The organism is Neobacillus ginsengisoli (assembly GCF_030813055.1).
The window spans coordinates 269,229-284,455 of record NZ_JAUSTW010000006.1 but is presented as its reverse complement, the minus strand read 5'-3'; the positions used below and the strand labels follow the sequence as shown (position 1 = coordinate 284,455).

14 protein-coding genes and 1 pseudogene are annotated in these 15,227 nt (G+C 39.0%); 4 read left to right on the top strand and 11 right to left on the bottom strand.

What is annotated here, in order from left to right; genetic code table 11:
* Positions 1-369 precede the first annotated feature (369 nt).
* The 8 genes and pseudogenes from rlmD to cax form a co-directional block, all read right to left on the bottom strand.
* Positions 370-1,749 (bottom strand): 23S rRNA (uracil(1939)-C(5))-methyltransferase RlmD, encoded by a 1,380-nt coding sequence (rlmD, locus tag J2S10_RS18915; RefSeq protein WP_307410728.1) that lies wholly within the window; start codon positions 1,747-1,749, stop codon positions 370-372.
* A gap of 33 nt (positions 1,750-1,782) precedes the next feature.
* On the bottom strand, positions 1,783-2,001 hold the full coding sequence (locus J2S10_RS18910; protein ID WP_307410727.1) for a hypothetical protein: 219 nt from the start codon (positions 1,999-2,001) through the stop codon (positions 1,783-1,785).
* Positions 2,002-2,101: 100 nt separating this feature from the next.
* Positions 2,102-2,869, bottom strand: a complete 768-nt coding sequence (gene pdaA / locus J2S10_RS18905; protein WP_307410725.1) for a delta-lactam-biosynthetic de-N-acetylase — start codon at positions 2,867-2,869, stop codon at positions 2,102-2,104.
* Positions 2,870-3,138: 269 nt separating this feature from the next.
* A complete protein-coding gene (locus J2S10_RS18900) occupies positions 3,139-4,683 on the bottom strand; it encodes a fumarate hydratase (RefSeq protein ID WP_307410720.1) in 1,545 nt (514 codons plus the stop codon).
* Between the two features lie 165 nt (positions 4,684-4,848).
* Entirely contained in the window at positions 4,849-5,049 is a 201-nt protein-coding gene (locus J2S10_RS18895; RefSeq protein WP_307410718.1) for an SE1561 family protein, read from the bottom strand.
* Positions 5,050-5,171: 122 nt separating this feature from the next.
* Positions 5,172-5,942, bottom strand: a complete 771-nt coding sequence (locus tag J2S10_RS18890; protein ID WP_370876244.1) for a YfkD famly protein — start codon at positions 5,940-5,942, stop codon at positions 5,172-5,174.
* A gap of 114 nt (positions 5,943-6,056) precedes the next feature.
* Positions 6,057-6,713: pseudogene (locus J2S10_RS18885) on the bottom strand (YczE/YyaS/YitT family protein); the annotation flags it as partial.
* A 330-nt stretch (positions 6,714-7,043) separates the two neighbouring features.
* Positions 7,044-8,102 carry a calcium/proton exchanger gene (gene cax / locus J2S10_RS18880; RefSeq protein ID WP_307410712.1) on the bottom strand — a complete coding sequence of 353 codons (1,059 nt, stop codon included), beginning with the start codon at positions 8,100-8,102 and terminating at the stop codon, positions 7,044-7,046.
* Positions 8,103-8,344: 242 nt separating this feature from the next.
* Here cax and J2S10_RS18875 point away from each other — a divergent pair, with 242 nt between their 5' ends.
* Both J2S10_RS18875 and J2S10_RS18870 read left to right on the top strand, forming a co-directional pair.
* Positions 8,345-9,520, top strand: coding sequence for an MFS transporter (locus J2S10_RS18875; RefSeq protein ID WP_307410708.1), 1,176 nt, complete (start codon positions 8,345-8,347; stop codon positions 9,518-9,520).
* A gap of 207 nt (positions 9,521-9,727) precedes the next feature.
* Positions 9,728-11,653, top strand: coding sequence for a heavy metal translocating P-type ATPase (locus J2S10_RS18870; protein WP_307410705.1), 1,926 nt, complete (start codon positions 9,728-9,730; stop codon positions 11,651-11,653).
* A gap of 229 nt (positions 11,654-11,882) precedes the next feature.
* Here the strand turns inward: J2S10_RS18870 and J2S10_RS18865 are convergent, their stop codons facing one another.
* Together J2S10_RS18865 and J2S10_RS18860 are read right to left on the bottom strand one after the other, a co-directional pair.
* Entirely contained in the window at positions 11,883-12,719 is an 837-nt protein-coding gene (locus J2S10_RS18865; RefSeq protein WP_307410702.1) for a YihY/virulence factor BrkB family protein, read from the bottom strand.
* 13 nt (positions 12,720-12,732) lie between these two features.
* On the bottom strand, positions 12,733-13,113 hold the full coding sequence (locus J2S10_RS18860; RefSeq protein ID WP_307410699.1) for a YtxH domain-containing protein: 381 nt from the start codon (positions 13,111-13,113) through the stop codon (positions 12,733-12,735).
* Between the two features lie 236 nt (positions 13,114-13,349).
* Here J2S10_RS18860 and J2S10_RS18855 point away from each other — a divergent pair, with 236 nt between their 5' ends.
* Positions 13,350-13,574: a DUF1128 domain-containing protein gene (locus J2S10_RS18855; protein ID WP_307410694.1), complete on the top strand. Its 225-nt coding sequence runs from the start codon at positions 13,350-13,352 to the stop codon at positions 13,572-13,574.
* 184 nt (positions 13,575-13,758) lie between these two features.
* Here the strand turns inward: J2S10_RS18855 and map are convergent, their stop codons facing one another.
* On the bottom strand, positions 13,759-14,505 hold the full coding sequence (gene map, locus J2S10_RS18850) for a type I methionyl aminopeptidase (RefSeq protein WP_307410692.1): 747 nt from the start codon (positions 14,503-14,505) through the stop codon (positions 13,759-13,761).
* A 318-nt stretch (positions 14,506-14,823) separates the two neighbouring features.
* On the opposite strand from map, the gene J2S10_RS18845 reads away from it, so the two are divergent.
* Positions 14,824-15,153 (top strand): helix-turn-helix domain-containing protein, encoded by a 330-nt coding sequence (locus tag J2S10_RS18845; protein WP_307410687.1) that lies wholly within the window; start codon positions 14,824-14,826, stop codon positions 15,151-15,153.
* The last annotated feature ends 74 nt before the right edge of the window (positions 15,154-15,227 follow it).

The window sequence follows — 15,227 nt, the reverse complement described above, 5'->3', positions numbered from 1 at the left end:
ATCTACGTATTTTAATTTCTTTAACCCTTATTATACTAGAATTATTACCAGACTTTATAATAATATTCTGCTGAATGTATTGGAGTGTTTTCCCAATAATCCTCTAATATATTTTTAACCTCGGATAAATCCAGCAACCCTCATAACTATCGCACTGTTGATTAATAGGAACATTTACTTCATCCGTAAATCGTGTATCCGAATTTACAATTTGGATTTTTAGAAAAGCAGCTACTACTTTATTCACAACATTGTCCCAAAGCAAATTTCATCTTGGCTTCCTAACAATTAGCATAAGGTTGTAGGAACAAATAAAAAATCCCCCTGAATATCCAGAGAGATTTATTGTACACACGGCCATATTCGTTATTATTTCAATACTAGTAGTGAACAGCACTCAACGTGCGCCGTCTGCGGGAACATATCGACAGGCTGGATATACTTTACTTCATATTTCGAACTCAGGGTTTGAATGTCCTTTGCCAGGGTAGATGGGTTGCATGAGACATAAATAAGTTTTTGTGGTTTAACTTGTAAGATCGTTTGGATCAGCTGATTGTCGAGTCCGGTTCTTGGTGGATCCACGACCACGACATCCGGCTGCCACCCTTTTTTCACCCATTTTGGAAGTACTTCTTCCGCTTTTCCCGGTACGTATTTTGTATTGCTGAACCCATGACGCTTTGCATTTTTCTTGGCATCCTCAATCGACTCAGGAATAATATCCATTCCACGAATTTCCCCTGCTTGATCAGCCAGCCATAGCCCAATCGTACCAACGCCACAGTAAGCGTCGACCACTTTTTCTTTCCCTGACAAAGCCGCTGCTTTCTTTACTTCATTGTAAAGATTTACGGTTTGAATTGGGTTCAGCTGAAAGAAAGTTCTAGCCGATAATTCAAACTGAAGGTCGCCCAGTGTTTCTTGAATAAATTCGCTACCGGCCAAAGCGGTTGTTTCCTCTCCAAAAATGAGCGATGTTTTTTGACCGTTAACATTTTGCACAATTGATTTGATGTTTGGTAATCTTTTTTGAATTTCTGCTATTATTAAATCTTCTTTGGACAGCTCTTTTTGTGAAGTAATAAGCACGACCTGCAATTCACCTGTCTGTACTCCAACCCTTGTTACAATTGTTCGAACGATCCCTTTTCGCGATTTTTCATTATAGATTGGGATTTTTAATTCCTCTAAAATCTTTTTAACCTTTGTTGTTGCTTCATTTGTTTGTGAATGCTGAACGGCACATTGGTCAATGTCAATCAATTGATGGGAGTTTAAACCATATAATCCTGCAAGAACCTTTCCATCTTTTTGACCGACTTGAAAACTGCTTTTATTGCGGTAGCCCCAAGGGTCCTGCATGCCGATCGTTTCGCGGATATCGAGCTTATCGATCGCTAGCTTCGTATGGCGTTCAAGTGATTGAATGACGATATCCCTTTTTTCTTTTAATTGCTGGGCATAGTGCAAATGCTGGAGCTGACAGCCCCCGCAAACATCATAAACGGGGCAAAGCGGCTGCACACGATGTGGAGACTTGATGCGGATCTTTTTGATTTTTGCCTCCGCAAATTTTGGGTTGATTTTGGTTGCCTCAACAACAACTTCTTCCCCTGGAAGAGCACCGGGTACGAAAACGACCTGCTTTTTAAAATAACCGACACCTTCGCCATTAATGCCTAGTCTTTTGATAGTTAAAGGGAAGGTCTGGTTTAATTGAATTTTGATATTTTGTTCGATTTTCATCTAGTTCACTCCAAATTATTCAACGCTTTTCCATTATGTAGCGTTTCCTGTATAACATAATCCCCGTATTATAGCATGTTTCAACCATGAATGCCCGACTTGATTCCTTCCTTTGCCTCCTTGCTGGAGTATCTTTATGGACTCTATCCCTGCAATTAGCGGCCTTGCTCGCTGGATGGTTTCCTTTGTTTTCTTTAAAGCAAGCGATTTTTGGTGTGCATCCTCATTGGACCATACTTCCGTTACCCACATAGTTTTCTTCTAAATTTCATCTTTTTATCAGTTTAGACAATCTGTAATTAAATTCTACAATTGAAAACCGAATTTCAGCGGAAATTCGGTTTGATTGTAATTATTTTTTCTGGGGGAAATCATCAAGGCTTTTAAAATTGTAACCCTTCTTTTTCAAATCCCGAATCACTTTATCAAGGGCATCGGCGTTATCTTTTGAGATGGTGTGTAGAAGCATGACGGCTCCAGGGTGGATTTGCTTCATAATGCTTTCGTAAGCAAATTGAGCTCCCCGTTGCTGATTGACTTTCCAATCGACAAACGCGAGTGACCAAAATACATGGGTATAGCCTGCTTCCTTGGCAATTTTTAATGTCCTTTCGCTAAAAACGCCCCTTGGCGGGCGAAGATATTTCATTTCTTTTTGACCAGTTAATTCTTTTGTTTTGACACGGACTTTTTCAAGCTCTTCCTGAATTCTTGCGTCACTTATGGCCGTCATATCAGGATGATGCCAGGAGTGGTTTCCTATTATATGTCCTTCTTCCACCATTCGTTTGGCTAGTTCCGGTGCCGAAAGTAAGTAATGGCCCGTCACAAAAAAAGTGGCAGGAACTTTTTCCTTTTTTAAAACATCAAGAATCTTTGAGGTATACCCATTTTCATAACCATTATCGAAGGTAAGGTATAATGTCTTTGCTTTTGTGTCACTTTTATAAAAGGCGCCATATTTCGCAATCAACTGGTCCAACTGCGCGCCTGCTTCCGCCGGCTGTTCATTGGAAGCTCTTTTAATTCCCCAGTGGAAGGGTTGATTGGAGACCGCACCATATGTAACATGAGGCGTCATTAAAAGCAGCAAACTAAGGATGCATAGGAATTTTCTCATCCATGTTCCCCCTATTTTTGTTTTTTTTTAGTGTTTGTTTTTAGTGGGGAAAACATGATTAGCAGAAATAGGAAATGATTGTGGGTTTGTTGTAGACTCGGCCTTTATTTTTCCCGGCAGTATGAAATTTAAGCAAAGTTAGTATGTAGGCTGAAGTCCTTTGATGGAAGATGAAGAAATTTATGTAATTGATGAGTAGAAAATAATCATTTATTTCCAAGAGGATTTGCGAAAAAGGATAGACGCATGCAGCGCCTACCCTCTAAAATTTATTTAAAAACCGGCTCTTTAAATTGCGCCAATTTTTCTAAAGACGATTTATCCACATCAGCATGAAGGCTGTTTCCATGTGAATCCATTGTAACAACAGCTGTGAAGCCTTCAACGCGAAGATGCCACATAGCCTCAGGAATACCAAACTGCATGAGGTCAACACCTTCAACTGATTTAATACAATCCGCATAATACTGAGCAGCGCCGCCGATCGCATTCAAATAAACGCCGCCATGCTCTTTTAGTGCTGCTAAGGTTTTCGGTCCCATACCGCCTTTACCAATAACGGCGCGGATGCCGAATTTTTTCATAATATCACCTTGGTAAGGCTCCTCACGAATACTTGTGGTTGGTCCTGCTGCTTTTACATGCCACTCCCCTGCTTCGTCTTTTAACATAACGGGTCCGCAGTGGTAAATCACCTGCCCGTTTAAATCAACAGGAGCATCATGGTCGCTCAAATATTTATGAATTGCATCGCGGCCGGTATACATCATGCCGTTAATTTGAACAACATCACCGACTTTTAATTCACGGATTTGTTCTTCGGTAATCGGTGCTTGCAGCGAAATCACGGCCTCTGACCTCGATGCTGCTGTTTCTCTTTCAGCCGCGGTCTCAGCAAAATCAATGAATTCGCCATCTTGGTACATCCACTCATTAATTTCACCTGTCACAGGGTCTACACTTACACCTAAGCGGCGGAAAGCCCAGCAGTTGTAGGCAACAGAAACATAGAAGCTAGCAGGGATACGGTTCATCACACCGATTTTACAACCTAATAACGTAGCTTCCCCGCCAAAGCCCATTGTACCAATACCAAGTTTATTTGCATTTTCCAACACGTACTCTTCCAAACGGCGAAGGTCCTCATGCGGATTGACATCATCAACGGAGCGGAATAATTGTTCTTTAGCTAAATCGTAGCCTGAGGAACGGTCTCCCCCAATCCCAACGCCGATAAAACCGGCACTGCAGCCTTGTCCTTGAGCCTGGTAAACGGAATGCATGACACATTTGCGGATACCGTCAAGGTCACGGCCTGCACGGCCCAGACCGTCTAACTCACATGGTAAGCTATATTGAATGTTCTTATTTTCACAACCGCCGCCCTTTAGAATCAGGCGGACATCGATGTAATCTTTTTCCCATTGGTCAAATTTGATAACAGGAAGTCCTGCGCCAAGATTATCTCCGCTGTTTTCTCCCGTTAACGAATCGACAGAGTTTGGTCGTAATTTTCCTTCTTTTGTTGCAAGAACAATCGCATTTTTAATTGCATCTTTAATTTCTAACTGGTTTACACCAACCGGCGTTTTAATTTTAAATGTCGGCAAGCCGGTATCTTGGCAAATCGGTGAGACTTGATCGTCTGCCATTTTAATATTGTTCGTGATGGTGGCAAGACTCATTGCCGCACTGGTGCCGGCATTTTCCCTTTCTTTAGCCGACTTAACGGCACGACGAACATCCTTTGGAAGTTTCGTGGAGGTTTCAACTATTAGCTTGTACATGCTTTCTTGAAATTTAACAATATTCAATTCGAGTACCCCTTCCCCATGTATCCATAAGAATCTTTTTAAATTTTATAACGATTTGACTGTTCCATTATACTCCTATATGCATTGGAATTAAAGAATTTGATTGCAGCCGGTTACATGGTAGTATGAGGGAAAATTCCTTAAATCTATAAAAAAGAGCCTGTATTAAACAGACTCACTGACTTCCTCACGGTTATTGAACTCCCTGCATTTTGATTCCATATCATCTAGCATAGAAAGTAATCGGTCAATATCTTCTAAATTTGTATCCTCGGGATCGATGGCATCAAGCACATCAAGGAACATATTTAATCGATGCTTTAAAAAATCAACTTGTGAATTCTTATCATGTGTAGGGCTACCCAAAATTGGTTCTCTCCTTTCATTTACCTTTTTCATCCTACCCGAAATATTAGGTCTTTGGCAATATTTTGCCCAATTATTTAATAATAAAAGACTCCGACACCCGGAGTCTTTTTTCGTAAAAATTATCTTGGCCTTTCAGATGCAGCGAAACCAAATGACACATAATCCTGAACCGGTATCCAGGCTCCAATGCCCTGTGAGGTGACATTTTTAATAACAATAAACTTTCTATTTCCTTTTAACATTAAATAAACTTCACCATAGGTAACTTTACCTTTTTCATTTACACCCGGTGCATAGGCATATAAGTATCCTAAGCGATTAGGAGGGATATTGTATACGTGGTCATTTTTTGTACCTCCACCGATTACAGTCTCAAATGCAAGCGGGAGATGCGTTTTTTCCATTGCAGTTAGAAGCATCATTTTCTTTACTTCTTCCGCATTCGGGATTTTTGCTGTTAGACCGCCTCTTACTATTTTTTGTGCTTCCTGGACATAGTGAATTTGGTATGGCACTCTGCCGCCGCGATTATCGAAATAATTGGTATTAATCTTTTGATATTCCCAATTTGGTGAGGTTTCAGATGACTCGTAATTCAAGGGCCACTGCCCCAGGTATACGATGGCACGGTATCCAACGGCAAATGGAGAGCTGTTGATGCTTGACTCATTTAGCATACGGATCAAATCAGGATTTTGGATCTTAACTCTTGAAGAATTAATTAGTTTTTTTGTTAAATCGCTAGGCTGTAATAATGGCAAATCCTGTGTCGAATTCGGATAGGTATTTTCCTTCGTAATATTCCGAACGGAAGGAGGGACTTGATATTTTACCGCTTCTTTTTTCACCGGAGCTTTTGCAGCAAAAGCAGACGGTAAAAAAGAAAGCATTAATAGCAGCGTCATAAGAATAGCGACATTTTTTTTCACTGTAAAATGAACTCCTTTCGCAAATGGCATTTATAATCTATCCATAGTTTTTTCGGAGTTCATCAATATTATCCATTAAGCCTCTAGCTTTTGCATTAATTTTTCAAAATAAGGAAAGAAGAGCTGAATGAAGGGTCCAACAGCAAACGTGATGATAATCGTTCCAACTCCAATGGGTCCTTTTAAAAGAAGGGCCGGGATTAAAGCAACAACTTCCCCAATGGTTTTGGCAACCATTAGATTCACAGAAAGACGTTTTTTTATTGCCATCATAAAATTATCAATTGGATTCAATGGGAATTTTGCCTGCAAATAAATCGATGCTCCAAAACCGATTATGGCTAACCCGAGAATTAAGGCACCTAATTTGACAATGAAATGTCCTCCTTGCAAATTACCAAAGACATTACTCATCCAAAAATCAATCATAGAACCAATTACCACAAATGTAATGACAGAAAGCAATTCCGGCCTTTTTCTTAATAAAATAGCATTTACAATAATTAATACCCCGCCTGCAATCATTACCCATGTTCCGATTGTCAGACCAACCCACCTTGTAAGCGCAACATTAAGAGCATCCCATGCCCCTGCCCCAAGGTTAGCTTTAATTGTTAAACAAACCCCAAAAGTCATAATAAATAATCCAATAATGAAAAATAAAAACCGATACAAAAATGCCATTTGTTGCTCCTTTAAGATTAGTAATAAAAAAGTAATAATCAGAACATTTACAAAATTATAATATTAATTTATAATAAACTTAACCTTTTAAAAAAGGAGGGCAGTAATCAATCTGCTAACTATTTATTATTTAAGGAGGTTGGGATTCCCGTCTTATTATGAAATTCAACACTCGTGTTTTTCTAATTCATAACTAAACATGAAGGTTGGTGATTGATGGTCCCAAATGAAAGCGATTGATTTTCCCTAAGTAAGAAGAACGATTAACCCATTATATCACAGGAACAAATGTAACACTGTACATGTGAAAAACTAATTAAATGAAATGTTTTCTGAAAAAAAGACTCTGAGCCACCCTGGTCAGAGTCTTTATATTTGTTATAACAAAAAGAAACCAATCCCCATGATCACATATGCGGCAATTAAGGTTAGTCCTTCAAACCAGTTTGATTCTCCGTCATTGGAAATGACTACGATCAATAATACTGACGAAGCCATCGCAATTAACTCTTGCCAGGTGAATAACAATGGCATAGAGGTTTGGAAGAAGAGTGAAATAATTACAAGCACCGGGGCAACAAACATGGCAACTTGAAGCGTGGACCCGATTGCAATCTCAACTGCTACATCCATTTTATTTTTATGAGCCATTAAAACGGCTGATGCGTGTTCCGCTGCGTTACCGACAATTGCTACAATAATGACGCCGATAAACAGTTCCGTCCAGCCAAATGATGTAGCAACATATTCAAACGTATGAACGAGATGCTCTGAGATATAAGCGACGGCTACAGTTGCAATCGCTAAAACTGAAATGGCTTTCCCTTTACCCCACTCCGGTTCTTCTTCATCATGACCTTCTGTTTCTGTTTCATGCTGGTAAACTCCCCGATGTGTAACGAGCTTAAAAAATAACGCTGCCAAATAGAGGATGATGAGAATAATCGATATCCCCACACTCAAAGAAATCCTTTTTGACTCATTCATGTTCATCGAGAAAACTTCAGGGATCACAAAGGCAATGATTACTGCAAACATTAGCAGTCCTGAATTATGCCGGGCATCATACACATTAAATTCCTGGCGTTTATATTTAAGACCGCCAACGAAAAACGATAATCCCGCAACAAGGAGCAAGTTTCCAAGAACAGATCCTGTTAACGAGGCAAGTACCACTCCGACTAATCCTGCCTTTAGTGCATAAACGGAAATAATTAATTCAACTGCGTTTCCAAAAGTAGCATTCAACAAACCGCCAATCCTCGGTCCTGCAACAATCGCAAGGCTTTCGGTAGCCCTGCCCATAAAACTGGCTAAAGCAATAATGGTTAAACAGTAAATAATAAACAGGACAATATTTGACCAATGCAAAAATGTTCCGATTACGGAAAGTGGAACTCCAATCATTGTCATGAGCATAAAAATCTTGTTTGTCACCGCATTCCCTCCATTAAATAGTTTTTATCCCGCCTCTTTTTCTAATCCATTTTCCATTTCCATTTATCCCAAAATTACCCTATAATATCTATCCGTTGAGGTTACACTATTTTTTCCATTCTGAAAAGCCTTGTAATTATTTTTTTCTTGCAAATGTTAAGTTTTTTAGGTTACCATCATTTAGGAACTAATTTTAATATTTGAATTTTTCACTTTTGAAAGGAAAATAGTGGACCTTTTTTATGAAAAAGAGCAATCTTCGTTTTTGGATATTAGTCAGTATTGTCGCCATTTCAGGGTTTTCGCAAGGAATGCTTCTTCCGCTTATCGCGGTAATTTTGGAAAAAAGCGGGGTTCCTTCTACCTTAAATGGATTAAATGCAACGGCCCTATATATTGGAATTCTCATTGTCTCTCCTTTTATGGAGATGCCTCTGCGTAAATACGGCTATAAACCCATTATTATAGTTGGCGCCGGCCTCGTCATTGTTTCACTTGCATTATTTCCCTTATGGAAGTCATTTTGGTTTTGGTTTTGTTTGCGTTTACTGATCGGAATTGGAGATCACTCGCTTCATTTCGCCACACAAACCTGGATTACCTCATCCTCCCCTAACGATAAAAGGGGCCGAAATATTTCTTTATATGGGTTGTTTTTTGGGATTGGCTTTGCAACAGGTCCATTAATGACTCCATTAGTAAAGGTGAATGAATCACTGCCCTTTATCATATCTTCACTTCTTTGTTTAGCAGGATGGTTCTTTTTGTTTATTTTAAAAAATGAATATCCGGAGCAAGGGGCTTCCATTAATTCATTCCCTGATACCATGAATCGATTCAAACAAGCTTTTAAATTTGGCTGGGTAGCTTTCTTGCCTCCATTTTCATACGGTTTCTTAGAATCCTCGTTAAATGGCATTTTTCCTGTCTATGCGTTAAGAATGGAAATTGATGTATCAAGCGTTTCTCTCGTTTTATCCGCTTTTGCCATAGGCAGCATTTTGACGCAACTTCCTTTAGGAATGTTAAGTGACAGGTTTAGTCGAAGGTATATATTAATGACTGTTCTTTTCCTAGGATTTTTGTGCTTTACCTCAGCAAGCTTACTCGAACATATTTTTTTCGGACTTTTCTTATCCTTTTTAATCGCCGGAATGGTTGTTGGCTCTACCTTCTCACTTGGCATTAGTTATATGACTGATTTAGTTCCGAAATCTTTATTACCAACAGGAAATTTGCTTTGCGGGATTTTTTTTAGTTTGGGCAGCTTGAGCGGACCGATTATTGGCGGCTTATTTATACAATATTTCAACCAGTTCAGCTTCTTTTACATTATTAGTACCATGCTCTTAGTTTTATCCATTATCATTTATATTTTTGGAAAAAGAACTTATCCAATGCTTGAGCAGCATAATTAAGAAAAGCGGATAGAATTCTGTACCTCTATTATTTAGGAGCAATTTCGTATCTTACGCATAAAATATGTGGTAAAATAGAATTAACTATCATGATTAATAATTAACCTTAGAGATTTTCGCTGTCATCGTTTGATGACAGCTTTCGTGTTTTTTAAGGGTAATGAAGATGATTATTTTTCTCAATAGGAAATCACGGAGGGGGATACAATGAGTTCTGAAGCAAAATCTCTTGCAAAAGGTATTCAGGATGTAAGCTTCATAGAAAAAATCAAACCGCACGCTGAGCTGGTTGCTGCTGCTTTAAGTGGCATATTTATTGCAGTTGGTTGGCTTTTTAATAAATATGATTATGGCGCCGATTCCATCATCGCCTACCTACTGGCGTTTGTGATTGGCGGATTTGCAAAAGCAAAAGAAGGTATTGAAGAGACATTTGAAAATAAAGAATTAAACGTGGAAATGCTGATGATTTTTGCAGCAGTAGGCTCAGCAATCATTGGCTATTGGACAGAAGGTGCAGTGCTAATATTTATCTTTGCCGTTAGCGGTGCCTTAGAAACCTATACCATGAATAAAAGCCATAAGGAAATTTCATCTCTTATGGAGCTGCAGCCGGAGGAAGCTCTTCTCATCCAAGATGGCATTGAAAAAAGAATTTCCGTAGCAATGCTTCAAGTCGGTGACGAAATCCTTGTTAAACCGGGTGAACGGGTGCCTTCTGATGGAATAATCATCAAAGGACAATCGAATATTGATGAAGCAGCCATTACAGGTGAGTCAATGCCTGTAGCAAAGGGCGATCAGGATGAAGTCTTTGCAGGCACTGTGAACATGACAGGCTTGATTACCGTTCAGGTTTCGAAAACGAATGAAGATACCCTTTTTCAAAAAATCATTCAGCTCGTTCAATCAGCACAAAGTGAAAAATCACCTTCCCAGCTATTTATTGAACGGTTTGAAGGAACATATGTCAAAGCGGTTCTTGCTGTTGTATTGTTGATGTTTTTTATCCCCCACTTTTTGCTGGGGTGGAACTGGCATGAATCATTCTACCGCGCAATGATTTTGCTGGTTGTTGCTTCACCTTGTGCCCTTGTAGCGTCTATCATGCCTGCGACATTATCAGCGATTTCCAATGGTGCTAAGCACGGTATATTGGTAAAAGGCGGGGTCCATCTTGAGAATCTGAGCCATTTAGAAGCCATTGCCTTTGATAAAACTGGAACATTAACAAAAGGAAAACCGGAAGTGACCGAGGTGATCGTGAGAGACGGGGTTGAAAAAGAACATCTTATATGGATAACAGCATCAATTGAAAATCATTCCAATCACCCGCTTGCACAAGCGATTGTAAAACATGCTAAACGAACGATCAAACAAGAGCTCATTCATCCTGATAGCCTTGAAGATGTACCAGGCTGGGGTGTTCGAGCAGAAATTCGCGGCGAACAGTGGAAAATCGGAAAAGCAGATTTTGTTGGAAAAGAAGCGTCCGAGGCCTTCGCTGACGTCTTAGCGAAAGAGATAGCGAGCCAAGGAAATACACTCGTTTATGTTCAAAGGAACGAATCACTCGTCGCCATGCTTGCCTTAAGGGATGTTGTTCGCGATGAGACGAAAGTGGCGATCGACGATCTGAAAAAGAAGGGTATCTATACTGTTATGCTAACAGGAGACAGTGAAAAGACAGCCAGAGCGATTGCGGCTGAAAGCCATGTTGACCAATATTTCGCTGAATGCTTACCTGAAGAAAAAGTGGAACAGCTTAGGAAATTAAAGGAAAAATTTAAAACCGTCGCCATGGTTGGTGATGGGATAAATGATGCACCTGCATTAGCACTGGCGAATGTTGGGATTGCAATGGGTGAAGGAACGGATGTTGCTCTTGAAACTGCTGATGTTGTGCTGATGAAAAATGATCTGCCGCGGATTGCAGAAGCGATTCGGCTTTCTGAACGGATGAATAAAATTATTAAACAAAATGTGGTCTTCTCGATTACCGTCATCATGCTTTTAATCGCATCAAATTTTTTCCGGATACTTGATTTGCCATACGGAGTTATAGGTCATGAGGGAAGTACCATCCTTGTAATTTTAAATAGCCTAAGGCTGTTAAAAACAAGGCGCCAATAGAGAAGAGAGAGACCGGGTGAAAAATCACCCGGTCCTATTATTAATGATAGCCATTTGAACCATTTGCAGATCCTGAAGTCTTATGCTTCGGACGAGCTTTCCCTTTTTGTTTTGTGCCGCCATCTTTTTTTGTATGTTTTGTCAAAATGAAAACCTCCCTTTTTTATAATTACTCCCCAATCATAGTTTGAACAAATAGGTAGTTTTCATAAAGGGAAATGAAGGGAAATTAGCAGTTCGTTTTACTCCTTTCAGTATAAAAAGCATTGATTTCTCCGCCAATAATAATAATGAAAGCAGATATGTACAACCAAATCATTAGGACAATGATCGTCCCAATCCCGCCATATGTGAGCGAATAGTTGCTAATTCTCTCAACATAAAAAGACAAACCCAAAGAGGAAATAATCCAGCCGATCGTGGCAAATGTCGCGCCCGGAAAGGCACTTCGGCAACGCAATTTCACATTCGGAGTAATCCAATACAGGATAGTAAAAATGAGAAACAAAATGATTGTGCTTACAAGCCAGCTTAAGGCTTTCCAAACAGTTAAAAATTCATTTGCAAATCCTAGTTTAGAAAACAGAAAGATACCAATTGCTTTTCCAAAAACAGGTAGAACAATAGCGAGGATAAATACAAAAATCGCCCCGAATGTCAACAAGATAGACATTCCCTGAGCAACAAAATAGGAACGGCTTTCCTCCACATTGTATGCCTTATTAAAAGCCCTCACTATCGCACTAATACCGGTCGAGGCCGACCAAATGGTTCCGATAATCCCGAAAGAAAGCAATCCGCCATTCCGATTATTCATTACATAAGTAATATTACTTTCAATTAGATCCATTACCTCTGCGGGCGCAAAACCACTAAACAGTCCAAGAATATCCTGATGTGGAATCGAAATATACGGAAGAAGCGTTAATAAAACAATCAGCAATGGAAACAGTGAAAGCAGAAAAAAATAGGCCAGTTGGGCAGATAGCCCCGTGAGATCATCTTCTTCAATTCGGTGCCATAGCAATTTTATTAAAGAGGATCGAACATTCCCTACTCTTTCCATTTCCACGTCTCCTTTATTGTCTTGTTAAATCTTTGTCATCTTCTCCAAGAATATCTTCAAATAGTTCATTTTCCTCACTTTTTGAGAAGGCATCTTTAGTATCCTTCAACATATCTGTTACTTGTGGGGTTAGCTCCTTCAATTCATCAACTTTTCCTATAATGTAGTTGATATCTTCACTAACCTGCTCAACGGTATATTTAATTTTTACCGCTGTTCCTTTAACTTTTTTAGAAATTTCTCCAGGGTTTCGTAAAATATAAGATGCCTGATCCGTTGCATTCTGAAGGTTTTCCTTCATTACACTTCGGGTTTGTTTGTCCAATAAGCTTAAAGCACCACCCGCGATTGCTCCGAATAGCATCCCTTTCCAAAATTGATTTTTCCTCGTCATCTTAACCTCTCCTTTCACTACATTATTTATCATCCATCATTACATAAAGAAAATAATACCAAACTTCATCTCAACATCCATTTTGCTTTAAGCGGAAAACCTATGCAAGTCCAATTGAAAAATTTTATCCTCTATTTTCATCAAAAGCAAAGGAAAGTTGTCTTGACAGTTTTTATATTGACATATACTTTTTAACATGAAAAGATGGGATTATTAATTCAGAAAGGGTGACCGGAGTGAATTTATCACAAAAATCCGTAGAAAATGTCGAATATATGATTGAACAAATAAAAGAAAGATTAAAGGTATTAAATTTCGGGGCCATTAAACCTTCACACTTCGATGAGGAAATGTATGAAGAATTAAAAGAAATCTATGAAATGGTATTAAGAAAAAATTCGTTTAGTCCAAGTGAAATGCAAGCCCTTGCTGAAGAACTGGGAAATCTTCGCAAGAAATAAAGAGGATGACCGCCTTGGGACATCCTCTCTTTTAATAATTAAGAAGATAAAAATTTTTGAACTGATTACTGTCTAGCTCCACAAGAGTCAGCTTCGGAAGCGATACATCGCACGAAGGAAAAGCGTTAGCTTTTCCGAGGAGCGCCCAGCGACTAGTTTACTTTGCTAAACGGGCGCTTTTCTTTTATTGTTCAGTTAAGATGATCGGTCCATCTTTGGTGATGGCAATTGTATGCTCATATTGCGCTGAATATTTGCCGTCAACCGTTCTTGCGGTCCAGCCGTTGTCATCCATTTTCGTTTGATACAGTCCGATATTCACCATCGGTTCAATTGTAAAAACCATACCTTCCTTGATCCTAGGCCCTTTTCCAGGCAGACCGTAATGCGGTACATCCGGCTTCTCATGAATCACAGCACCAATTCCATGGCCAATAAAATCACGGACAACTGATAGGCCTTCGCTTTCAACGTAGACTTGAATTGCGTGACCTATATCCCCAATCCGGTTTCCTACAACTGATTGTTCTATTCCCTTATACAAAGCCTGTTTTGTCACTTTTAATAAATGAACTGTTTCTTCAGAGACATTACCGACTGCATATGACCACGCAGAATCAGCCAATGCACCGTTGTATTTTACGACCATATCAACCGTAACAATATCTCCCTCCTTTAACGGTTCCTTTCGTGGAAAACCATGACAGATTTCATCATTTATACTTGCACACGTTGCATACTTATAGCCTTTATACCCCTTTTGTTCAGGGGTGGCCTGATGCTCTCTCAGGAACTTTTCAACAAACTCGTCAATTTCCCAAGTTGTAATGCCGGGTTTAATCAATTTGGCTATTTCTTTATGACATGTAGCAAGTATTTCTCCTGCTTTTTTCATGGCTTCAATTTCCCGAACAGACTTAAGTACAATCATTTTCTTCCCAGCCTTTTTTAATTATTTTTATGTATACTAAGCGTTATCGTTCGTGAAAGATTTCTCTTAATCACACGAACTTTAATATTAAAGGAGAGTTTTGGGAACACTCTCTTTATATTATCGCTATCTAATAATTTTTCCAAGCAACTGCAATTAATTGCTGCCTTTTCGTGTGATTTTTAACCTCTAATCGCTATAATGATGTTTAATGTTCGTTTTTTGGTTCAAAATAATTCGTTCGTAATATGGAACTTTTTCATTCTTTTTGATAAAATTATCGTATATATATAAATAAAAATGGGTGTGTGAGTCTCAATGATCGGTGAACGAATAAAAAAATTACGATTAGAAAAAAAGATGTCACTATCTGAACTTGCGGATCAAGCAGGGGTCGCTAAATCTTATTTAAGTGCTATTGAAAGAAATTTGCAAAGTAACCCTTCAATACAGGTTCTTGAAAAGATTTCCTCTGTTTTAAGCGTCCCTGTTGAGAATTTAATCCTTGAACAAATTAATAAAGAGGATTTAGACAGCGATTGGATGAATCTTGTCAAAGAAGCAATGAATTCCGGAGTATCCAAGGAGCAATTTCGAGATTTCCTTGAATTTAATAAGTGGCGCATTAACCAGAATAACAACCAATAGACTCAGGCATGTTTACAAAAGAAGAAAGCATTCTACAAATAGTAACATCATTTGTAGAAATGCTTTTTTGTTTT